General features: G+C 71.1%; 18 protein-coding genes. 4 read left to right on the top strand and 14 right to left on the bottom strand.

Features of this window, described 5'->3' with window-relative positions:
- Nucleotides 1–147: 147 nt before the first annotated feature.
- Nucleotides 148–840 carry a rhomboid-like protein gene (locus tag K9S39_RS22075; protein WP_406707990.1) on the top strand — a complete coding sequence of 231 codons (693 nt, stop codon included), beginning with the start codon at nucleotides 148–150 and terminating at the stop codon, nucleotides 838–840.
- A gap of 138 nt (nucleotides 841–978) precedes the next feature.
- On the opposite strand, the gene K9S39_RS22070 is transcribed toward K9S39_RS22075, so the two are convergent.
- The 9 genes from K9S39_RS22070 to K9S39_RS22030 form a co-directional block, all read right to left on the bottom strand.
- The gene (locus tag K9S39_RS22070) at nucleotides 979–1,797 is read right to left on the bottom strand and encodes an HAD family hydrolase (RefSeq protein WP_248865085.1); all 819 of its coding nucleotides are present in this window, start codon (nucleotides 1,795–1,797) and stop codon (nucleotides 979–981) included.
- The gene (gene serS, locus K9S39_RS22065) at nucleotides 1,794–3,083 is read right to left on the bottom strand and encodes a serine--tRNA ligase (RefSeq protein WP_248865084.1); all 1,290 of its coding nucleotides are present in this window, start codon (nucleotides 3,081–3,083) and stop codon (nucleotides 1,794–1,796) included. The genes K9S39_RS22070 and serS overlap by 4 nt, the downstream gene beginning before the upstream one ends.
- 825 nt (nucleotides 3,084–3,908) lie before the next feature.
- Nucleotides 3,909–4,835 carry a prephenate dehydratase gene (gene pheA, locus K9S39_RS22060; RefSeq protein WP_248865083.1) on the bottom strand — a complete coding sequence of 309 codons (927 nt, stop codon included), beginning with the start codon at nucleotides 4,833–4,835 and terminating at the stop codon, nucleotides 3,909–3,911.
- Nucleotides 4,836–4,932: 97 nt separating this feature from the next.
- Nucleotides 4,933–6,318 carry an iron uptake transporter deferrochelatase/peroxidase subunit gene (gene efeB / locus K9S39_RS22055; RefSeq protein ID WP_248865082.1) on the bottom strand — a complete coding sequence of 462 codons (1,386 nt, stop codon included), beginning with the start codon at nucleotides 6,316–6,318 and terminating at the stop codon, nucleotides 4,933–4,935.
- Nucleotides 6,318–8,498, bottom strand: coding sequence for a copper resistance CopC/CopD family protein (locus K9S39_RS22050; RefSeq protein WP_248868898.1), 2,181 nt, complete (start codon nucleotides 8,496–8,498; stop codon nucleotides 6,318–6,320). The genes efeB and K9S39_RS22050 overlap by 1 nt, the downstream gene beginning before the upstream one ends.
- A gap of 74 nt (nucleotides 8,499–8,572) precedes the next feature.
- A complete protein-coding gene (locus tag K9S39_RS22045) occupies nucleotides 8,573–9,055 on the bottom strand; it encodes a copper chaperone PCu(A)C (protein WP_248865081.1) in 483 nt (160 codons plus the stop codon).
- A complete protein-coding gene (locus tag K9S39_RS22040; protein WP_248868897.1) occupies nucleotides 9,052–9,696 on the bottom strand; it encodes an SCO family protein in 645 nt (214 codons plus the stop codon). The genes K9S39_RS22045 and K9S39_RS22040 overlap by 4 nt, the downstream gene beginning before the upstream one ends.
- A 113-nt stretch (nucleotides 9,697–9,809) precedes the next feature.
- Nucleotides 9,810–10,559 carry a YcnI family copper-binding membrane protein gene (locus K9S39_RS22035; protein WP_248865080.1) on the bottom strand — a complete coding sequence of 250 codons (750 nt, stop codon included), beginning with the start codon at nucleotides 10,557–10,559 and terminating at the stop codon, nucleotides 9,810–9,812.
- Between the two features lie 258 nt (nucleotides 10,560–10,817).
- Entirely contained in the window at nucleotides 10,818–11,621 is an 804-nt protein-coding gene (locus K9S39_RS22030; RefSeq protein ID WP_248865079.1) for a hypothetical protein, read from the bottom strand.
- A 246-nt stretch (nucleotides 11,622–11,867) separates the two neighbouring features.
- Between K9S39_RS22030 and K9S39_RS22025 the strand changes: the two genes are divergently transcribed.
- Nucleotides 11,868–12,350, top strand: a complete 483-nt coding sequence (locus K9S39_RS22025) for an ATP-binding protein (RefSeq protein WP_248865078.1) — start codon at nucleotides 11,868–11,870, stop codon at nucleotides 12,348–12,350.
- Nucleotides 12,351–13,099: 749 nt separating this feature from the next.
- Here the strand turns inward: K9S39_RS22025 and K9S39_RS22020 are convergent.
- Nucleotides 13,100–14,569: an aminopeptidase P family protein gene (locus K9S39_RS22020; RefSeq protein WP_248868896.1), complete on the bottom strand. Its 1,470-nt coding sequence runs from the start codon at nucleotides 14,567–14,569 to the stop codon at nucleotides 13,100–13,102.
- A 171-nt stretch (nucleotides 14,570–14,740) separates the two neighbouring features.
- Complete coding sequence (locus K9S39_RS22015; protein ID WP_248865077.1) at nucleotides 14,741–16,327, bottom strand: PP2C family protein-serine/threonine phosphatase; 1,587 nt, start codon at nucleotides 16,325–16,327, stop codon at nucleotides 14,741–14,743.
- A 703-nt stretch (nucleotides 16,328–17,030) separates the two neighbouring features.
- Between K9S39_RS22015 and K9S39_RS22010 the strand changes: the two genes are divergently transcribed.
- A complete protein-coding gene (locus K9S39_RS22010; protein ID WP_248865076.1) occupies nucleotides 17,031–17,816 on the top strand; it encodes a bifunctional DNA primase/polymerase in 786 nt (261 codons plus the stop codon).
- Between the two features lie 289 nt (nucleotides 17,817–18,105).
- Nucleotides 18,106–18,720, top strand: a complete 615-nt coding sequence (locus K9S39_RS22005) for a hypothetical protein (RefSeq protein ID WP_248865075.1) — start codon at nucleotides 18,106–18,108, stop codon at nucleotides 18,718–18,720.
- A gap of 248 nt (nucleotides 18,721–18,968) precedes the next feature.
- On the opposite strand, the gene K9S39_RS22000 is transcribed toward K9S39_RS22005, so the two are convergent.
- The 3 genes from K9S39_RS22000 to K9S39_RS21990 all read right to left on the bottom strand — a co-directional run bounded on the left by K9S39_RS22000 (nucleotide 18,969) and on the right by K9S39_RS21990 (nucleotide 21,783).
- Entirely contained in the window at nucleotides 18,969–19,934 is a 966-nt protein-coding gene (locus K9S39_RS22000) for a DUF5926 family protein (RefSeq protein WP_248865074.1), read from the bottom strand.
- 230 nt (nucleotides 19,935–20,164) lie between these two features.
- A complete protein-coding gene (locus K9S39_RS21995; protein ID WP_406707989.1) occupies nucleotides 20,165–20,884 on the bottom strand; it encodes an ATP-binding protein in 720 nt (239 codons plus the stop codon).
- A gap of 53 nt (nucleotides 20,885–20,937) precedes the next feature.
- Nucleotides 20,938–21,783, bottom strand: coding sequence for a glycerophosphodiester phosphodiesterase (locus K9S39_RS21990; RefSeq protein WP_248865072.1), 846 nt, complete (start codon nucleotides 21,781–21,783; stop codon nucleotides 20,938–20,940).
- Nucleotides 21,784–22,043 lie beyond the last annotated feature (260 nt).

Below are 22,043 nucleotides of genomic sequence, written 5' to 3'. Positions count from 1 at the left end.
GCGAAGATCGTGACAGGGCCCAGGGCGGCAACCCGGAATCCGCGTACGGCCGTACGGTTTCCGGGTGCCGACCCGCCAGGTACGCCATTGCGGCACCGGGGCGGGCGGCTGCGCCGTATGCCGTCCCGCCCGGGTTAGCCTCGAACAGTGAAAACCGACGGTGGAGCCGACGGCACCCGAGACCCCCTCCGCCGGGCGACGGCCTGGGTACGGGCCTGGATCCGGTCCACTCCCGGCACTCACATCTGGCTGCTGATCATCGGCATCACCAGCCTCGTCATCGCCTCGGCCTCCGAGGGCCTGGAGCACACCCTCCTCCACCGCACCAGCAGCAACATCCACGAGCTGAACGAGCATCCGCTGCCCTCGCTGCTGATCAGCGGCTTCTGGATCGAGCGGCCCGCGTCGTTTCTGCTCTATGTGGTGATGTTCGAGCTGCTGCACGCCAACGTCGAGCGGTGGCTGGGCACGTGGCGCTGGCTGCTGACCGTCGCGGTTGCGCATGTCGCCGCCACTCTCATCAGTCAGGAACTCGTCCTGCTGGCCATCGAGGGACACCGGCTGCCGCGTTCGATGACCCATGTCGTGGACATCGGCGTCTCCTACGGGCTGGCGGCCGCCGCCGGCGTGCTGACGTACCGGCTGCGGCGGCTCTGGCGCTACGGCTATCTCGCCGGACTGCTGGTGTTCTTCGGCGTCCCGCTGCTGACCGGCGCGACCTTCACCGACATCGGCCATGCCATCGCCCTGGTCCTCGGCCTGGCCGCCTGGCCACTGACCCCGGCGGTGGCGATCGGGGAGCGGAGGGAGGAAGGGGATGGGGGCGCGGGTGCCCCTTAGGGGGCGCCCCTTAAGGGGTGCGAGGGCCCCCTGCGGGTCCACAACGCGGCGGGGCCGGGGCGTTGTTCCCGTCGGTCACCGTCCGACAGGTCGCAGCCGCCAGGACACAGCACCGCGGGCACACCGACACAAAAGGCCCTAAACCCCGAACACCCGCTCCACCACCCGCGCGATGCCGTCCTCCTCATTGGAGGTGGTGATCTCGTCCGCGACCGCCGTCAGCTCGTCGTGGGCGTTGGCCATGGCCACGCCGTGTGCCGACCAGGCGAACATCGGGACGTCGTTGGGCATATCGCCGAAGGCGAGGGCGTCCTTGGCCGTGAGGCCCAGGCGGCGGGCGGCCAGGGACAGTCCGGTGGCCTTCGACAGGCCCAGCGGCAGCAGTTCGACTATGCCCTCGCCGGCCATCGTCACGCCCACCAGATCCCCGGCGGCCTCGCGCGCGGCCCGTGCCAGGGTGTCGTCGTCGAGGGCGGGGTGCTGGAGGTAGAGCTTGTTGAGCGGGGCCGTCCACAGCTCGCCCGGGTCGTCGATCGCGACCGACGGCAGCGGGCCGTCCTGCACCCGGTAGCCGGGGCCGACCAGTACCTCGCCCTCCAGGCCGTCCCGGCTCGCCGCCAGATACAGCGGGCCGGTCTCCGCCTCGATCTTGGACAGCGCGAGACCGGCCAGCTGCCGGTCCAGCGTCACCGACGTCAGCAGCCGGTGCTCGCCCGCGTGGTAGACCTGCGCGCCCTGCCCGCACACCGCCAGGCCCCGGTAGTCCAGGGCGTCCAGGATGTGCCGGGTCCAGGGCACCGACCGTCCGGTGACGACGATATGCGCCGCGCCCGCCTCGGCGGCCGCGGTGAGCGCCGCCCGGGTGCGCTCGGAAACGCTCTCGTCCTGACGCAGCAGCGTCCCGTCGAGATCCGTCGCGATGAGCTTGTAGGGCAGCGAGGCTGCGGCGGAGGTCACTTGGCGACCGGCTCCAGGACCTCACGGCCTCCCAGGTAGGGGCGGAGCATCTCGGGGACGCGCACCGAGCCGTCCGCCTGCTGGTGGTTCTCGAAGATCGCCACGATCGTGCGCGGTACGGCGCAGAGCGTGCCGTTGAGCGTGGCCAGCGGCTGGACCTTCGGCTTGCCGTTGACGGTCTCGCGCATCCGGACCGAGAGCCGGCGCGCCTGGAACTCGTCGCAGTTCGACGCCGAGGTCAGCTCGCGGTACTTGCCCTGGGTCGGGATCCACGCCTCGCAGTCGAACTTGCGGGAGGCCGAGGCGCCGAGGTCACCGGTGGCGACGTCGATGACCTGGAAGGGCAGCTCCAGACCCGTCAGCCACTGCTTCTCCCACTCCAGGAGCCGCTGGTGCTCGTTCTCGGCGTCCTCCGGCGCGACGTACGAGAACATCTCGACCTTGTCGAACTGGTGGACCCGGAAGATGCCCCGGGTGTCCTTGCCGTACGTGCCGGCCTCGCGGCGGAAGCACGGTGAGAAACCGGCGTAACGCAGCGGCAGCCGGGCCGCGTCGACGATCTCGTCCATGTGGTACGCGGCGAGCGGGACCTCGGAGGTGCCGACCAGGTAGTAGTCGTCCCTCTCCAGGTGGTAGACGTTCTCGGCCGCCTGGCCGAGGAAGCCGGTGCCCTCCATGGCGCGCGGGCGCACCAGCGCGGGGGTCAGCATCGGCGTGAAACCGGCCTCGGTGGCCTGTGCGATGGCGGCGTTGACGAGGGCGAGCTCCAAGAGCGCGCCGATGCCGGTGAGGTAGTAGAAGCGCGAGCCGGAGACCTTGGCGCCGCGCTCGACGTCGATGGCGCCGAGCAGCTCGCCGATCTCCAGGTGGTCCTTGGGCTCGAAGCCCTCGGCGGCGAAGTCGCGCGGGGTGCCGAGGGTTTCGAGGACGGTGAAGTCCTCCTCGCCGCCGACCGGTACGTCGGGGTGGACGAGGTTGCCGAGCTTCAGCAGCAGCTGCTGGGTCTCCTCCCTGGCCTCGTCCTGGGCGGCGTCGGCGGCCTTGACGGCGGCGGCGAGCTCGCCGGTCTTCTTCAGCAGCTCGGTCTTCTCGTCGCCGGTGGCCTTGGGGATGAGCTTGCCGAGCGCCTTCTGTTCGGCGCGCAGCTCGTCGAAGCGGACGCTGGACGACCTGCGCCGCTCGTCGGCGGAGAGCAGGGCGTCGACGAGCTCGACGTCCTCTCCACGGGCGCGCTGGGAGGCGCGCACACGGTCGGGGTCCTCACGGAGCAGGCGAAGGTCAATCACTCCACCAGGCTACCGGTGCCGTGCGCGGGTGCTCGACGTGATATCGCTCTGTGCCGGTCTCCGTCTCGATCTCTGGCGGGGCTCATACCGGTCTCGTGCCGACCTCATGACGCTCTTTGTCCGTTTTGGGGTGTTTATTCCGGATGGGGAATGGCGGGGGCGGAGCGCTGAGGGGTGAGGTGGCCGGAATGTCCGGGCGTGGGAATGCCCGGCCGCGAGAAAGGTGACCGTGGTGTGCGTTGTCGTGGTGCGTACGGGGGTGTGCTCGTCGCTGAGGAATTCCCGCCCATTTACTGGTGCGGTTTTCCTGGTGCGGAGTCGATGTCCGATTTCCGCCGCGGGTATTCGCGCTGTGGGGCCGAGGGGCCACTCCGGGTCACCGGCGGGGGCCCGTTCCCGGTTCACACCCTGAGTTGTCCACAGGGGTTGAGGGTCGGGCACTCTTATCCACAGGCTGTGCGTGAGATCTGTGGAAGTAGGAGGAGATCATTCCGCTTCCGGAATGTTCCGCTATGGATTCCTTGTTCAAACCGCCCTCCCGCACTCTTTCGTGTGGGATTGCCTCGCTCTAAAGGATTGATCGCGTAAATTACGCTGACGCGGACCAGGGTGCGACGCTGTGGAGCACTGTGCGGTCGGTAGAGGGATTTATCGACTCCGTCCGGCTCTTGTGTCGACTTACCCACAGGTCGAGATCCAAGCCTGTGGATAACTTTGTGGAAAACGCACAGCGCACCAAAGCCACAGGTCACGACTCACGGGTCACGGGTCACGGGGTGGGCACCGCCCGGACCGGCCAGGGGTCCGCTCCCTCAGCTCCGCCCCTCAGCTGCGCCCGTCCTGGCAGCGCGCCAGCCAGTCCGCCGCCTCCGTGAACGCCGAGTCGGTCATCTCCGGCCGGACCGTCGCCGTCACCTCGTCCGCCCGCGGATACGAACCGAGGAACCGCACCACGCGGCAGACCCGCTTCAGCCCCATCAGCACCTCGCTGACGCGGCGGTCGGTGATATGCCCCTCGCAGTCGACCGAGAAGCAGTAGCGGCCGATGCCCTCGCCGGTCGGCCGGGACTCGATCCGCATCATGTTGACGCCGCGGACCGCGTACTCCTGCAGCAGCTCCAGCAGGGCGCCGGGGTGGTCCTCGCGCAGCCACAGCACCACCGACGTCTTGTCCGCTCCGGTGGGCGCCGCGGGCCGGGCCGGGCGGCCCACCAGCACGAAGCGGGTGGCCGCGTTCGGGGCGTCATGGATGTCGGTGACCAGCGGCTCCAGACCGTACGCCGCCGCCGCGAACTCGCCCGCGAACGCGCCGTCGTAGCGCCCCTCCTGCACCAGCCGCGCACCGTCGGCGTTGGAGGCCGCCGACTCCCATACGGCTTCCGGGAGTTGGGCCGCCAGCCACTTGCGGACCTGCGGCTGGGCGACCGGGTGGCCGGTCACCGTCTTCACGTCGTGCAGGGTCGTACCGGGCCGTACGAGGAGCGCGAAGGCGATCGGCAGGAGCACCTCGCGGTAGATCATCAGCGGCTCGCCGGAGGCCAGTTCGTCGAGGGTGGTGGTCACCCCGCCCTCGACGGAGTTCTCGATCGGCACCAGCGCGGCGGCGGCCTCCCCGGCCCGTACCGCGTCCAGGGCGGCCGGCACCGACACCATCGGCACCAGCTCCCGCGTGGCCGCCTCCGGAAGGGTGCGCAGCGCGGCCTCGGTGAAGGTGCCCATGGGGCCGAGATAGGTATAGCGGCTGGCCGACATGCCGGTGACTCCTCGCGTAACTGCGGGGGCGCCCCGCCGATCTTCTCCCTGTCCTGTCACGATACCGAGCCCGCCCGGGGCCCAGCGGGCGGATTCCTCAGCGTTCCAGCAGGGCCTGGCCCACGTAGTCGCCGGCCGCCGGGGCCGGCGGCACCGCGTACAGCCCGCTCGCCTCGTGCCGCAGGAACCGGGACAGCGCGTCACCGCGGTCCAGCTTCCGCTGGACCTGGGTGAAGGCGCGCAGCGGATCGGCCTGCCAGCAGACGAAGAGCAGGCCGGCGTCCGGGGCGCCGTCGTCGCGGAACCCGTCGTGGAAGGAGAACGGACGCCGCAGCATCGCCGCGCCCTGGTTGGACTCCGGCGCCGCGATCCGGGCATGTGCGTTCGCCGGGATCACCGGCAGCCCGTCGGGACCGTTCGCGTCCAGCCGCATCGGGGTGTTCTCCGAACCGCCGGTCAGCGGCGCTCCATCGCTCTTCCGGCGCCCGATGACCTTCTCCTGTTCGGCCGGCGAGCGCTTCTCCCAGTCGTCCAGCAGCATCCGGATCCGGCGGAAGACGGCATACGAGCCGCCGCGCATCCACTCCTGCCCGGCGTCCCGCCCGACGAAGATCCGCTCGTCGAAGTCCTTGTCGGAGGGCTTGGGGTTGTTGGTGCCGTCGATCTGCCCCATGAGATTGCGGGTGGTCATCGGGTGCGCGGTGGCGCCCGGCGTGCGGTTGAAACCGTTCATCTGCCAGCGCAGCCGCGCGCTGCCGGCCGCGTCCTTCTGGAGCGCGCGCAGCGCGTGGAAGGCGACCAGCGCGTCATCGGAGCCGATCTGGATCCACAGGTCGCCGTTGCTGCGCTCGCCGTCCAGCGCGTCGGCGGAGAAGTCGGGCAGCGGGTCGAGCTGTACGGGGCGCCGCTTTGCCAGGCCCGTACGGTCGAAGAAGCTGTGGCCGAGGCCGAAGGTGACGGTCAGCGAGGACGGTCCGGCGTCGAGGGCGACCCCGGTGTCGGCGTCCGGCGTTCGCCCCGCCATCAGCTCCTCGGCCGTCCGCGACCAGCGGCGCAGCAGCGCGGCGGCGGTCTTGCGGTCCGCCCCCGGGGCCAGGTCGAAGGCGACGAGATGCCCGTTGGCCTGCAGTGGCGTGGTGATGCCCGCCTGGTGCCTGGCGCGCTCCTCGCGGAACGGGACCTCGGTCGAGCCGATGGTGGTGAGCGCGGTGGGCGCGTCGGACTGCCCGGCGGACACCGCGACGGCGCCCCCGGCCCCGCCGGCGACCAGCCCGGCGGCGCCCGCCGCACCGACGGTGCCGAGCAGCCGGCGACGGGAGAGCTCCAGGGTGGGGGAGCCGCCTGCGGAACCGTCCACGGGGCCGTCCGAGGAGCCGTTGGGGGCGGCGGCCTGAGAGGCGGCCTGGGCGGGGACCGGCTTCGGGGTCTGCTTGCCCGCCGCTTCCTTGGCCGCCGTCTGCTTGCTCGTTCTCTGCTTGCTCATCAGCCGATCTTCACGTTCTTGGTCTCGGTGATCTGGTCGATGTCGGAGGTCCGTACGAGCAGCGAGACCTGCCACTGCCCGGGGACCGGCAGCCGCACGCCGTGCGCGCTCCAGTGGCCGGTACCGCCGTGCTTCGGGACGACCGGCAGTGGCCCGATCTCCTGTGCCTTGAGGGTGAAGGAGACCTTAACCTCCGGCACGTCCATGGCCTTGCCCGACGGGTCGGAGATACGCAGCCGCAGCTCGTTGGCGGTGCCGCTGCGCCCGGGGTCGAGGTCGAGCCGGGCGGTGCCCTTGCCGCGCGGGCCGCCGGTGTCGAAGGGGATGGTCAGCACCTGCGGCTGGTTGGGGTCGGCGGACTGCCCGGCCGTGGCCTTGACCGCCGCTTCCGTACGGGCCGGTTCGGTGGCGGTCAGCACGGTGGTCACCGCGAGCAGCACGACGGCGACCGCCGCCTCGGCCACCACGGACCGCCGCAGCCCCAGCCGCTCGGGGTCGGCGTCGCGGATCCGCTTGGTACGGGCGGACTTCAACGCGGCCTGCTGGCGGGCCAGTTGAGCGGCGCGGGCGGGGTCGGGGGCGGGGTCGGTGCCGGGAGTGGGGCTGCTGTCGGGAGTGGGGTCGGTGCCGGTTGCGGGGGCGCTGTCGCGGGTGGCGGTGGCGCCCCCGTCGGCGGTGGCCACGGGTTCGAGCTCCCGTTCCCGCACGGGCTCCCGTTCCCGCGCCGGCTCCGCTTCCCGCCCGGGCGCAGGCTCCCCTTCCCGCCCCTGTTCCGACGCCCGCTCCCGTCCCCGCTCCGGCCCGGCCTCCGCGTCCGAGGGCCCGGCCGTCGTACGGACCTCCGCGAGCCGGGCCGTCCACCGCCGCGACATCCAGCCGATGCCGACGAGCACCACGACCAGGCCCCCCTTGAGCAGCAGCAGCCGCCCGTAGGAGGTGTCGGTCAGCGCGCCCCAGCTGCCGACCTGCCGCCAGGACTGGTAGATCCCGGTGGCCACCAGCACCAGCACCGAGCAGAACGCGATCCGCGAGAAGCGGCGTACGGCGCTCCGCTCCACGGGCGGGCCCCAGTACAAGGACACCAGCAGGGCGGTCAGCCCGCCGAGCCAGGCGGCGACGGCGAGCAGATGCAGGACGTCGACGGGCATGGCGACGGCGGTCTGCAGCCCGGTCGAGGCGTGTTCGGCCATCGCCCAGGTCGCGGCGAGACCGGCGGCGACGATCACCCCGCCGAGGGAGAGCCCGAAGGTGAGTTCCCGGCGACGCTTGGCCTCCTCGTCGGCGGAGGCGGAGGCATCGGTGGAACCGTCGGTGGAGGCGTCGGAGGCGGAGGCGTCGGAGGAGTCATCGGTGGCAGCCTCCCGCCGCCTCTCCTGCGCCTGCGCATACGCCCCGAAGAGCACCGCCACAAACATCGCCGCCGCGGCCAGCAGCAGCAACCGGGAGACCAGCGCCGCCCCTGGCTTGGTATGCAGGACGTCCTTGAGACCACCGAGGTCGAGGACGTCGGCGATCTCACCGGACCCGGTATACGGGGCACGCAGCAGCAGCATCGCGATGGTGGCGGCGGTCAGCACCACCCAGCCCTGCACGACCAGCCGCTGGACGGACCGTACGCCGGACGCGGCCGGGCGGCAGGCGATCACGAAGGCGGCGCCTCCCGCCAGCAGCACGAATCCGGCGTAGGCCAGATACCGCGCGATGCCGTAGAGCGCGCCCACCGTCCCGCCGCCGACCTCCTGCTCCGGCACCGCGGCGGTGGTCTTGGAGGGCGCGCCGATGGAGAAGGTGAAGGCGCCGGAGACCGGGTGGCTGTCGGCGGAGACCGCCTGCCAGGCGACGGTGTAGGTGCCGTCGGCGAGCCCCGGCGGCAGCCCCGTGCCGTACTTGACGGTGCTGCCGCTGCACAGATTGCGCAGCTTGCCGCGGTCCACCCGCTTGCCCCGCGGATCCAGGACGCGGATCGAGTCATCGCCCATGGCCACGCCCTCGGAGAAGGTGAGCGAGACCTGCTCGGGAGCATGGTCCACCACCGACCCCTGCGCGGGGGTGCTGCCGGTCAGCGCGGCATGCGCGGCGGCCGGCGCGGCGCCGCCGAGCAGTGCGCCGAGCAGCGCCGCCGCGACGACCAGCAGGCGCAGCGCGGCGGACCGCCGTGGCACGGAGCCGGTGATGGCCATGGTCGATGCTCCCCTCACGTCTTCCGCTTCCTTGCCGGGTCTTCTCTCCGGCTTCTTCGCTTCTTCCGGGCCGGCTAGTGCTTGTGCCGCTCCGGTTTCTTGGGTTCATCCGGTTTCTTCGGTTCAAAGGTGGCGGCCTTCACCGGGACGTCCACCCTGACCGGTTCCGAGGTGGCGAAGTGCAGCTCGATGGTGACCTTGTCGCCCTCGGCGGGCTTGTTCTTGAGGCCCATGAACATCAGGTGGTTGCCGCCGCGGTCGAGCGTGAGCTCCCCGTTGGCGGGCACGTCCAGGGACGGCACCTGCTCCATCTTGTTGCCGACGGTCTTGTGGATGGTGACGTCCTTGGAGAGGTCACTGGTGACCGAGGTGAGCTTGTCGGCGGTGTCGCCGGTGTTCTCGATGACGAAGAACGCGCCGGCCATGTTCTGGGTGACCGGCTGCGGCATATACGCGTCGACGACCTTGAGCCGGGGCCCGGTGTCCCCGCCGCAGCCCGCGAGTCCGAGAGCGGCGGTGAGGGCGAGCGCGGTGGCGAGGGTGGTGCGGCGGTTCACGGGTTCTGCCCCTTGATGATCTTCGGAAGTGCCTTGGCGTAGTCGTCGGAGGTGGCCTCCTGCATGCCCATCCAGTGGATGCGGTCGTCCTTGGGGGACGTCATCAGCACCTGGGCGCCGTGCGTCGAGACGACCTCGCCGTTCTTCTTCTTGACGGGTTTCTCGATGCCGACGTTCACGCTGCGCGCGCCGGCCTGGATGGTGTCGAACTCGCCGGTCAGGCCGATGAAGTCCGCGTTGATGCCGCCGAGCCACTTCTTGAGCGCCGCCGGGGTGTCGCGCTCGGGGTCGGAGGTGACGAACACCACCCGCAGGTCGTCCTGTTCGGCCTTCGGCAGCTGCTTGACCGCGACCGCGATATTGGCCATCGACAGCGGGCAGACGTCCGGGCAGTTGGTGTAGCCGAAGTAGATCAGGGTCGGATGGCCCTTGGTCTTCTCCAGCAGGTCGTACTTCTTGCCCTCGGTGTCGGTCAGGACGAGGTCCGGCTTCTCCATGGCGTTGTCGAGCGTGACGATCTTCTTGGCGGTGGTGCCGCCGGAGACCTCGGCGACGGGCTTGCCGTCGTCGGGGCCGCAGGCGCCGAGGGTGAGGGCCGCGGCCGCCGCGAAGGCCGACATGAGCGCGGTTCTTCTGGGCATGGCCCTGCGCGTTGCACTGTGCATTACAGAAATATCCCGTTGGTCCAGATATCCCGGTGGTCCGGGACAGGGGCTGCCGGGCCGGCGCGGCGGGGCGCCGGCCCGGTCGGTGATCAGGCGCTGCGGCGCCGGCCGGCGAACACGCCGAATCCGACTCCGATGATGCCTACGACGATGCCGACGACGGCCAGCACGCGTGCCGTGCTGTCACTGCCCGCCGCCTCCTGGCCGTCCGCCGTGCCCTCCTTCGCGGCGCTCTTCGCGTCCGCGCTGCCGGCCGCGCCGTGGTGTCCGTCCCCGCTCGCCGCGGTGAGCTTGAGCACCGGCGCGGGGTTCTCCGGCTCCGGGCCGCCCTCCTTCGTCGGCTCGATCCAGCGCACGACCTCCTTGTTGGAGTACGTCTGGAGTGCCTTGAAGACGAGCTGGTCGGCGTCCTCGGGAAGCTGCCCGACGGAGACCGGGAACTGCTGGAACTGTCCGGGCGCGACGCCCTTGCCGTCCGCGGTCCAAGTGATCTTCGAGGGCGCCTCGTTGATCTTCTCGCCGTGCATCTCGATCGGCTTGTCGAGCTTGGCCTTGGTGACCTCCACCTTCCAGCCCGGCACCGGCTCCGGCATCACGGACGCCAGCGGATGGTCGGTCGGCAGGGTGACCTCGAGCTTCACCGTCGAGGCGTTGTCGCGCTCGTTGGGCACCTTGAAGTTGACGGTCGCGTAGCCGCCCTTCTCGGCCTCGCCGGGCTGCACGCTGACGTGCGCGAACGCCGGGGCGGCGAGCAGCAGCACGCTGCCGGCGGCGATCCCGCCGACGACGGGCAGCCGACGGGCGACCCGCCGCGCAGCACTCCTCTTCGTCCCGTCCATAGCGCTTGACGCGCTCGTCGACGAACTCGACGACCTCATCGGCACGTCCGCCGACGACCTCATAGAGACATCTGTTGCCGACGCCATCGACGCCATCGAGCCCATCGAACTGCTCATATCCGACATAGCGGAACACTCCACAAGTGAAGGGGTAACGGTGATCTGACGCGCATGCGGCGACGGCGCGAGAGCCCGTACCCTCCCCCACGCCTCAAGGGCACGGGAGGTGTCCCCACGTGGGGCGTGCTTCGCGTGACGTCAGGCCGCGAGGGCCAGGGCGGGCGGCCCTCGCCTGACGACACTGTGGTGGAGCGCGAGATCCTGCGGGCCGGGTTTGTCATCCCCGTACGAAACGGTGGAGTGCGGCGCGTCGTCGTGCGCCGGGCCGAGCCCGGTGAGCAGGGCGCGTACGAGCGTGAGCGCCCCGCGCAACGCGCCGACCAGCGCCTCGGCCGCGACCTCACGCGCGGCCGGAGCCGACAGCCTGACCAGCCGCCACAACGCCGCCTCGCCGCGCCGCAGCAGCCACCCGACGGCGAGCGCCGCGAGCACATGGCACAGCAGCATCGGCAGCGACGGCGCGAAACAGCTCGCCGTCATCGGATCGCCGACGGCACCGCCCGCCATGTGGTGGGCCGGCGCGAACCCGCCGGACCCCAGGATCCGGCGCGCCATGTCACCGTCCAGCCGCCCGGCGCCGAGCCCGCAGGTCATCTGCCGGGCCATGGCGATCGCCGCCCGGTCGGAGAGCACGTCGCCGCCCCCGCTCGCGGCGGCGGCCATCGGATGCTGCCCCAAGGCGAACAGCGAGTGCAGTGCGAGCTGCCCCAGGGCCAGCCCGGCCGCGATCCCGGGCAGCGAGCGTTCCCGCCCGGCCAGTGGGGCGGCGACCGCGAACACCACGGCGCATGCGACGCCCAGCGTCCACAGCGGGACGGCGGTGGTGGAGGCCGCCATGTGCCCGGCCGCGGACAACGCGACACAGACCGCGGTGAACACCGCGGCCCTCAGCAGCCGGAGATCGGCGGCGGCGCGCGAGGTGGGGGCGTGCGGGGCATTCATGGCGGCGCCATCATGCCACTGCCCCGCAACGCCGCCTACGGCAGGGCGCCACTCAGGACCGCGCCCCGGGGCCGTACGGAGGCGGACGGGGCGCACAGGGGGCGCATGCCGAGGGCGCTGCCTACACCCATGCGCTCTGCGCCCGCATCGGCCGAATGAGCGGTGTCACGTCCCGGACATGCTTACGGACCTCGGCGCGCGGCAATAGGTATCGGTATGTCGAGCCGTGGCCAGGAGGCTGGAGCGATGAGCATCTGGTGGTCCCTCCATCTGCGCCGCGATGCTGCGAGCGTGCCGCTCGCCCGTCGGCTGCTGCTGGGCACGATGGAGACGGCCGGCGTCGACCCGGACATCTGCTACGACCTGTCGGTGGCCCTCTCCGAAGCCTGCGCGAACGCCGTCGAACACGCCGGAGACACCGCCACGGAGGACTACCGCGTCACGGCCTTCATCGACGGCGACACCTGCCGCATCGAAGTGACCGACTCGGGCCCCGGCTTCCACCGACCCCGAACCCCCGCCCCTCCCCATCCATCGACGGAGCGCGCCCCCGTCCCCACCCCCGCGCAAGCCCCCGCAGACGCCGAGGACGGCCGGGGGCTTTTTCTGATCGAGGCCCTCACCGACCACGTCCGCTACCGCAACCGCCCCGGCCGCCGGGGCGCGGTGGTCAGCTTCGACAAGATCCTCAAATGGCGCGAGGGGGCGGCGCTGCCGATGGCGTCGTGAGCCCGCCCTGTGGGAACCAAGCTGCTTTCGTACAGCAATAGTTGATGCCCAGTCATACGGGAATAGTTGATGCCCGGTCATGCGGGATCGATTGGCACGCATGTGATGGAACACTTCTTGCTGCCTGGGCTTAGGGCCCGCCCTAGGCGGGGGGCACGCCATGGAGCGGGCCCGCCACACGACGACCCCGATGTCCACCTCCGGCGCTCATCAGCGTCCGAAGACCGGCCGAAAATCGCTCTTCGCGATGGCGTGCGGCGCGGTCTCGGGGTGAGAGAACCTCCCCCGCGGTGTCCCCTGTCCCACGAGACCGGCGCGCACCAGGATTAACGCGAACATGCTCGCGTCAATCAGTCTCGGACAATACTTGGCGTGAACCCGCCATGCAATACGGAGCCGCGTGATGACAAGGCGTCATGACCGTGAGGGGACCGGCCGGGAGGGCGTACGGCCAGGACCCGGCAGGCCGTACTGGCCGTCGTCTTCGAGGAGTTGGGGGACGGCGGCCTCGCCACGCTCAGCAGGGGGAGGATCGCCCGCGCTCGGGGATCACCTCGCGACGCTCCACCGTCGGATCTGATCGCCCGCCGCCCCGTCGACGCGGCTCTCGCCGAGTCCGCGGCCACCGCGGTATGGGGGGCGGCCCGCGCGGGCGCGTACACGAAGGCGGGCGGTGGGGCGTGACAGCACCACGCGAGGCCGGACGGTGTCGTCCGGCCCCGCGTGATGTGAGTCCTGAGCGGGCTGCCCTACTTGGCCGGCAGGCCCGCCATCCACTCCTCCACCGCGGTGGAGGTACGGGGCAGCGCGGCCGACAGATTCCGGTTGCCGTCCTCCGTGACGAGGATGTCGTCCTCGATGCGGACACCGATGCCCCGGTACTCCTCGGGCACCGTCAGATCGTCCGCCTGGAAGTACAGACCTGGCTCGACGGTGAGCACCATGCCGGGCTCCAGGGTGCCCGCGACATACGACTCGGTGCGGGCCACCGCGCAGTCGTGGACGTCCAGGCCGAGCATGTGGCCGGTGCCGTGCAGGGTCCATCGGCGCTGCAGTCCGAGGTCCAGCACCCGCTCGACCGGGCCCTCGACCAGGCCCCATGCGACGAGCTTCGCGGCGAGCACCCGCTGGGCGGCGTCATGGAAGTCGCGGTACTTCGCGCCCGGCCTGACCGCCGCGATACCGGCCTCCTGGGCCTCGTACACCGCGTCGTAGATCCTGCGCTGGAAGTCGGTGAAGCGGCCGTTGACCGGCAGGGTGCGGGTGACGTCCGCGGTGTAGAGGGTGTGGGTCTCCACGCCGGCGTCCAGGAGCAGCAGCTCGCCGGAGCGGACCGGGCCGTCGTTGCGGACCCAGTGGAGGGTGGTGGCGTGCGGGCCGGCGGCGCAGATGGAGCCGTAGCCGACGTCATTGCCCTCGACGCGGGCGCGCAGGAAGAATGTTCCCTCGATGTAGCGCTCGCTGGTCGCCTCGGCCTTGTCCAGGACCTTTACGACGTCCTCGAAGCCGCGGACGGTGGAGTCGACGGCCTTCTGCAGCTCGCCGATCTCGAACTCGTCCTTGATCAGTCGCGCCTCGGAGAGGTAGACCCGCAGCTCCTCATCGCGCTCGGCGGTGACCTTGTCGGTCAGCGCGGCCTCGATGCCGGCGTCATGGCCGCGGACGACGCGGACCGGTCCGGTGGCCTCGGTCAGCGCCGCGGCGAGATCGCGGACGTCCTTGCAGGGAACGCCGAGCAGTGCCTCGGACTCGGCGAGGCTGTGGCGGCGGCCGACCCACAGCTCGCCCATGCCGTTCAGCCAGAACTCACCGTTCTCGCGGTTGGAGCGCGGCAGCCGGTAGATCGTCGCGTCATGGCCCTCGTCACCGCCGGTGCGCGGCTCCAGGACGAGGACGCTGTCGTCGGTCTGGTCGCCGGTGAGGTAGACATACTCCGTCGACGCACGGAACGGGTACTCGGTGTCGTTGGAGCGGGTCTTGAGATTGCCCGCCGGGATCACCAGGCGCTCACCGGGGAACCGCCGGGACAGCGCGGTACGGCGCTGAGCGGCGTTGGGGGCCTGCTCGATCGGCTGGAGATCACGCAGCTCGGTATCGGCCCAGCCGCTCTTCATGTTCTCCGCGAGCTCGTCCGATACGCCCGGGTAAAGGCCGTTCTTGCGCTGCTTGATCGGCTGCTCGTCCTCGGCCGGGGTCTCCGGTGTGAGCGCGTCGGTCACCATGCCTCCTTTTAAGAGTGATCCGCTGTGCACCGTTTCACGTGAAACGGTGCCGCGCGGGAACCGCGTTCCATCGTAAGTGCGGATTCATGGCGGTCCAGGGTGTGCGTCGGTGACCTCACGGACGAGGGCCCCGCACGGCACCGCCGCGCAGGGCCCACCCGGCGTTCGCTACTCGTCGAAGTGGGCCGCGAGCAGCACCACGTCCTCCTCCGACGTGGGATCGTCCAGGCCCTGCGGCAGCACGGTCCGCAGAATGTGATCGATGATCGCCTCCGGATCGTGCCGGGCCGCCTTGGGTACGCCCGCGGCGGCGGAGTGCAGCCGGGCGAAGGCACGGTCCATGGGCTCACCGGTGCGGTGCAGCAGCCCGTCGCTGTAAAGCAGCAAGGTCTCACCGGGAGCCGGTGAGACTTCGACACTCGGCGCTTCCCAGCAGGCGAGCATGCCCAGGGGTGCGGACAGTGACGTCTCCACGAACTCGGTCCGCAGATCGCCGAGGATCAGCGGTGGGCAGTGCCCCGCCCCGGCGAGCACCAGCTTGCGCGGGAACGGATCGTCGGGGCCGGCCGGCATGGACGGCGCGGGCAGCCCTCCCGGTGCGCCGGGCGGCGGCTCGGTGAAGGCGAACAGCGCGGTCGCGCTGCGGGCCGGCTCGGTCAGCCGCAGCAGCAGCTCCAGGTCGGAGAGGACCGCGACCGGATCCTCACCCTCCATGACGGCATACGCACGCAGCGAGGCGCGCAGCCGTCCCATGGCCGCCACCGCGCTCGGCCCGGACCCGGTGACCGACCCGACCGCGAGGCCCAGCGCGCCGTCGGGCAGCGGCAGCGCGTCGTACCAGTCGCCGCCGCCGCGCGGCCCGGCGCTGTGCGCCACCGCCAGCCGTACGCCGGGGATCCGCGGCAGCCGGCTCGGCAGCAGCTCCTCACGGAGCGTCGCCGCGGCCTCCCGGCTGCGGTGGAGCTCGACGAGGAGGGCAAGGTGCTCCGCGCCATGCGCCCGGTAGAGGCCGATGAGGTGCCGCTGGCGCTCGGTGGGCTCCGCGGGCTCGTCGTAGAGCCAGACCGCGGCGCCGATTCCGCCGATCGGGCCGGCGGTCAGGGGGACGGCGTAGCTGGCGGCGTAGCCGAGGCGGGCGGCGACCTCGCGCAGGCGGGGATCGAGGCGCTTCTCACCGGGGATGTCCGGCTCGGCGATCTCGGTACGGGCGTCGGCCCCGGCCGCCGCGTCGGCGTTCCCGTGGGTGTCGTCGGCGCCCGGCTCGGGCAGGCCGTCCAGTATCCGCGCGTACGACAGCGCGCTGCGCGGGATGGTCTCGATATGACCGATGTCGGACCGGCGGAGGCCGAGGCCGATGGTGGTGTCCGGGCCCTGTCCGTCGGCCGGTTCGAGGACGACCAGGCCGCGCTGCGCGCCGACCAGATACGCACCGGCCCGGAGCATCTCGTGGAGGGCGTCCTCCAACGTCCGGGTGCGCGCGAGGTGTTCGGTGAGATCGTGCAGCGTGCTGAGGTCGGAGATCCATCCGGCCAGCCGGTCCTGGACGGCGACGAGCTGGTCGACGGGGGAGACATCCGGGGGGACGACGCCATGGGCGGCGTCCGGAGAGGTGCTCGCAGTGCCCGGAGCGGCGTCGGACGAGGTGTCCGTGGGGGTGTCCGCGGGGGCCTCCGGGGCGAGCGGGTCGGCAGTGTGCGCGGGGGCCGGAAGGGAAGGTTCGATTCCGGCCACTTTCGGGACGTGGGGGGCGTTCATGGCCGACGGCTTACGTCGTGCCCGTCATAACCCCAGGTCAGGCCGCATTCCGTGAGAGAGCGCGGCATTTTGTTGAGTGGTGTTGTGCGGTACGTGTGGCCGCTCACTTTCCTCAATAGCATCGCAAACCCCCATGTCATGCTGCTCCGCTATCAATGCCTCCACATGTACACGCACCGACGACACGATGTCCAGCATTGTCCCGATGGGGTTTGCGGTGTCAACGAGGTCTGTATATTGGCCTGAAAATAGCCCCCCGAACGTTCATTTGAGGTCGACTGTCGGCGATCGACAGCGCGTCATCTCCACAGTGGCGGGTACGTACTCGGAAAGGTGCGGGGCCAGTTGGGACCGCACCGGAACTCTCCGGCGGGCACCGGCGTCTCATACGACGACGACCGCGACGCACCTCCCCGTGGCGGGGTCGCACGACGGAAGCGCAAGCGCCATGCGCGCGCCACCCTCCGCCACGTTCCACGCTCGGCGTACGGCGTGATGCGCTGCCTTGTAACAGCGGTGACCAGTGATCCATGTGGCGTAAGCGATGTGTGATCCATGGGTGAGTGAGCGACGGGTGACCGGCTTGGGTCGGGTGACCGCGTCGCATGAAGCGCCACACAGCAGATGAAGCAGCATGAAGCGGTAACCGGCATGTAGTGCGATGGACATAGCCCTCGGCGTTAACGGAAAGGAACGAGCGCTCATGCGCGAGATCCTCGGAAGGCGACGCAAGCTCCTGTTCCGGCGCGGCGGAAGGTCGGCGCCGCTCGGTGCGGCGCTCCACTGCGCCACCGAGTGGCAGTGGCCCGTACTCCCCGGTGTGGGACCGCGGTCCGGCGGCCGGCAGCACGTCGGCGGTCGGCTCGGCCTCGGCGAGCGGGCCACCCGCCCCTGCGGCTGCCCCGACCCCGACTGCGCCGTGCCCGGCGCGCACCCCTTCGACCCCGGGCTGCTGGCGGCCACCACCGATGCCCGGATGGTGCGTTGGTGGTGGACGAACCGCCCCGACGCCCCGGTGCTGCTGGCCACCGGCGGCCGCGCGCCCTGCGCCGTGAGCCTGCCGGCGGTCGCCGGCGCCCGCGCCCTGGGGGCCTTGGACCACTTCGGCATCCGCCTCGGCCCGGTGGTGGCCACGCCCACCCGCTGGTCGCTGCTCGTATCGCCGTACGACCTCGCGGAGTTGGGCGAGCTGCTGAACGCGCAGGAGTGGGTGCCCAGTTCGCTGCGGTTCCACGGCGAGGGCGGCTATCTGGTGCTTCCGCCGTCCCAGATCGGCGCCGGCAAGGTGCGCTGGGAGCGGCCGCCGGCCTCCCCCAAGCTCTCAACTTCCCCCCCACTCTCCGCTTCGTTCGAGCGGGGGGACCTCCATGCGCGGGGGGGACGCCCACCGTCGGCCGCTCCCTGGCTGCCGAAGGTCGCCACCATCGTCGACGCGCTGGTCAGGGCGAGCACCAGCACACCGGACGGCGGCAGCCGACTCGCGTACTGAGCGCCGCCGGGCGGCTTCGGACCGGACGAACTTCCGGCCCGCAGACGCTCGCGGCGTGGCCAAAACCCGTCGTTCGTGACGGTGGTTGAGGTAAGAGCGGAGACGGGCCGCCGCACCGTGCTCCGCGCGGCCGGGAAGAACGTGCGGCCAGTTCACCCGTACGGGTGTGAGCGGCCCGGATGACTACGGGAAATGGGTGTGCGGGCCCCCGGGGAGACGCCCGCCGACCGATAGGTTCGGCGGACCGTCAAGCCGTCGTCGACGGCACTTCGATCGCAGGTGAATCCCCATGCAGCGTGCGCCCAATCCCCGCCTGATCGCGCTGGCCGGCACCGTGGCGCTGGCCATCGGCGTGCCCCTGGCCGCCGCGACGGCCGGCCCGGCCGGCCTCTCGGCGTCGGACACTCAGGCCGGAAAATCCGCAGGCCAGAGCAAGGCCGACAAGCCCGTCAAGCCCGGGGCCGACAGGGCGGCCGACGGCGCCACGAACGACGGGAAGGCCGCCGGCCTCCTCGACGGTCTGGACCTTCCGCTGCTCTCCGAAGACACCCGGACCACCCGCTGCGGCCCCGAAACCACCTCTCGCCAAGGCATCGAGGCACAGACCTGTGTGCTCGCCGAACGCGGCCTGACCTGGGCACGGACGTATTACCGCAACCCGACGGGCGAGCCGCTGCGCGCCGTACTGACACTCCTGCGGCCGGACGGCAGGACCGTGCAGGTGCACTGCGCGGTACCGGCGGCGGCCCGGCCGGGGGTGTGCGAGACGCCGACCGGGGCGACGGTGCGCAAGGACCGGCTACCGTACCACGCGGTGGCGGAGTTCTCCGACGCGGTGGGGGAGCGCCTGCTGCTCCGTTCCGGCGGTAACTCGGCGCCGAAGAGCGCTGGTTCGGGCCGGTGACGATCCGGGGCGCGGGGCAGGGAGCCGCGGGGCGGGGCGTCCGGAGGCGGACATGGAAACGTCCGGTCGCTGGCGACGGGGGATGCACCAGCGACCGGACTTTTAGAACCGTAACAAGAGATCGGCGGTTCGCAAATCCGATCGTGGATTTCCGGACGCCTATTTACCGGCAGGTATGGGCCGTTGTGACCGGTGTCACGCCTGGGGCTGCCGGGGTGTCGCGCGTGGGATTTCCGGGGCCGTCACCATCAGCTCAGGGTGATCTGTCGGTTGGTGAGCCCGCCGCGTGCCCGGCGCTCGTCGGTGGTCAGCGGGGCGTGTGACGCGAGCGCCTCGGTGAGCCGTTCGGCGAACGCGGCGGCCGGGCCCGCGACGTCCTCGGCGCTCATCGTCGACGGCAGATCCCAGACCGGCACGATCAGCCCGTGGGCACGGAACGATCCCACCAGCCGGGTGCCTTCACCCAGCGAGGAGGTGCCGGCCGCGTGCAGCCGGGCGAGCGCGTCCAGCAGCTTCTCCTCGGGGTGCGAGGTCACCCAGCGCAGATGGTTCTTCTCGGGGGCCTCGCACCAGTACGCGCCCTCCAGGCCGGGGATCCTGGCGGTCGGGACGGCCGCGGCGTTGGCCCGCTCCAGGGAGGCGGCGACCTCGCCGGTGGCGTTCTCGGCGTTCTCCACCCAGAACTCGAAGCCGGTGTGGACGGTCGGCTCGAACGGTGCGTCCGGGTCCAGCAGATCCTGCAGCCGCGGGCCGTCGGAGGGGGCCCGTCCGGCGGCGACCGGGTTTCCCGGCTTCGTGGCCAGCGCGCGCTGGAGGGTGTCCGCGAGGTCGCGGCTGATGTCGCCGGAGGAGGTGTCGTTCTGCAGGCCGAGCAGGACCGCGCCGTTGTCGCGGCGCAGCGCGGGCCAGGCCATCGGGAGCACCGTCGCCAGCGTTACGGACGGGACGCCCTCGGGCAGCCCGCCCTTCAGTGTCAACTCGGCGGTGGCGGCGGGCACCAGCTCACGCAGCGCCACCCAGTCGCATTCGCCGGCCAGGCCCTCGAAGGGCCGCTGGACCAGCTCGGTGGCGGCGTGCGCCGCGCTCCGGCCGTGACATGCCTTGTAGCGGCGGCCGGAGCCGCAGGGGCAGGGCTCACGGGCGCCGACGACCGGCACCTCCCCGCTCGTCTGCGGTGCTGCGGCACGGGGCTGGGGACGGCGCTTCTTTGCCATGGCGGCGGAGTCTCCTGGTCGATCCTGGGCGAACTGTCGCGTTGTGGCGCGAGCCTAGAGGATGCGTGCCCTGGGATCGGTGTACGGCCGCCCGGCGCGGAGACGCCGGGTCGCTCGGGGTGGTCCCGCGCGCCGTCGGCGGTGACGGGCGCCGGTTGCGGGGCGTTGCCGGGCAAGTGAGGAGTCCGACGACTCCCTGTGCCGGAGTGTCGAGGTCCGCCGGGCGCCTGCTACGCCGGATCGTCGAAGTCCGCGAAGGCCAGTCCGGGCGGCAGACCGGGGAGCCGTTCCGCGCCGAGCGACGACGGCAGCTCGCCCGGCAATTCGCCCGTCAGACCGTCCGTCAGGTCGCCGGCCAGTTCTGTGGCCAGGTCCACGCGCGTAGCGAACGCGCCCTGAAGAGAGAGCACCGCCCAGACCGTGACCTCACCCGCGGCGGTGTCGCGGACGCCCCAATCCTTGGCGAGCGACCGGATGATCGCCAGCCCGCGGCCGCCGTGTGCCGTGACGGAGGGAGTGGCCGGAAGAGGGCGGGTCGGACCGCCGCCGTCCGTGACCGAGACCATCAGCCGGCCCTGGGTGTCGATGCGCCAGGAGGCACGGACGGATTCGGGCGGGGTGTCCCGCGCGGGGCCCCGTACGGAATGCGGTGAGTCGTTCTCGTGAATCGGACGCGCATGTCGACAGGAATTGCTCAGCAGTTCGGAAAGAATGAGGACCGCGTCATCGACGACTGTGTCCTGAACTCCACTTGCCAACAGCTCTGCACGCATGCGCCGTCTGGCCATGCCCACACCCGTCGGACCATGGGGTACGGCCATGATCGACGACGTCGGCACCTCTTGTGCCACCACCAACGCCACCCCCGAGACCTCCTTTGCCCCACGCCAGGGGATGGATGCCCCATTGGACTGGACCGGAAACCGGCCAATGACATCGCAGTGACGCACTCGACACGATCGAATACGGGCCGAATGCGCCGGTGCACACCCTGTGCTCGGCCTTAGCCAAGGCCGAGCTGTTTTCGTACCTGTTTGGGGCGATTGGTGATGATGGCGTCCACGCCCAGATCCCGGCACAGCTCGACATCGGCCGCGTCATTCACCGTCCATACGTGGACGTGGTGGCCCGCGGCGTGCGCCTTGGCGACGTATTCCGGGTGCGCACGCAGGATCCGGATGCCGGGGCCCGCGATGCCGACGCCGGGTGGCAGCCGGCCGTCGCGGTGCCGTGGGGTGAGGAACTGCATCAGGAAGACCCCGGGGATGTGCGGTGCGGCCGCCCGTACACGGTGCAGCGAACGGGCCGAGAAGCTCATGACCCGGACCGGCGGCGTCCGGTCGGCGCCCATGGCCGATTTTGTGTGCCCGAACCGTCCGAGCAGCTCGACCAGTCGCTCCTCCACCTGTCCGGCCCATCGGGTCGGGTGTTTGGTCTCGACGGCCAGCTCTACCCGGCGGTCCGCGTCGGCGACCAGCTCCAGCAGCCGCTCCAGGGTGAGCACGGACGTCCGCTCGGGGTCGTCGTACTGCAGGTCCGGGGCCTCCCGGTCGTCCACGCCTACCTTCCAGGAGCCGAAGTCGAGGGTGGCGAGGTCGGCCAGCTCCAGGGCGGAGACGGCGCCGCGCCCGTTGGAGGTGCGGTTCACCCGCCAGTCGTGCACGCAGACCAGATGGCCGTCGGCGGTCAGCCGGACATCGCACTCCAGGGCGTCCGCGCCGTCCTCGATGGCCTTCTTGTAGGCGGCCAGAGTGTGCTCCGGGGCGTCCTCGGAGGCGCCTCGATGGGCTACCACGGAAATGGGGCGCGGACCCGAACGGGTGTCCTGGGCGGGGCGTGCATAGGTCACCGCGTTATCGTGCCATCCGCCGTCGCCGGGCGGCCCGCGCGGGGCCTCGTGCGCAGCTCAGGGGATGCACAGGGGATGCGCCTGATATGTCCGAGATAAAGGATGAGGGGAACGGTCACAGCCTCGGCTTACGGCGCTCTGACGCGCGGTGGGCAAGGCTAAGAGGCTGAGACTGGCCCGTATCGCCCGGATCCTGAATCCTGGAGTTCCGGAATTGCCGGAGTACCGGATCCTGGAGTTCCGGATCTTGGAGTTACGGG

The organism is Streptomyces halobius (assembly GCF_023277745.1).
In the GTDB taxonomy this organism is placed as follows: domain Bacteria; phylum Actinomycetota; class Actinomycetes; order Streptomycetales; family Streptomycetaceae; genus Streptomyces; species Streptomyces halobius.
The sequence above is the reverse complement of the archived record's forward strand: the minus strand, read 5'-3'. Positions and strand labels throughout refer to the sequence as shown.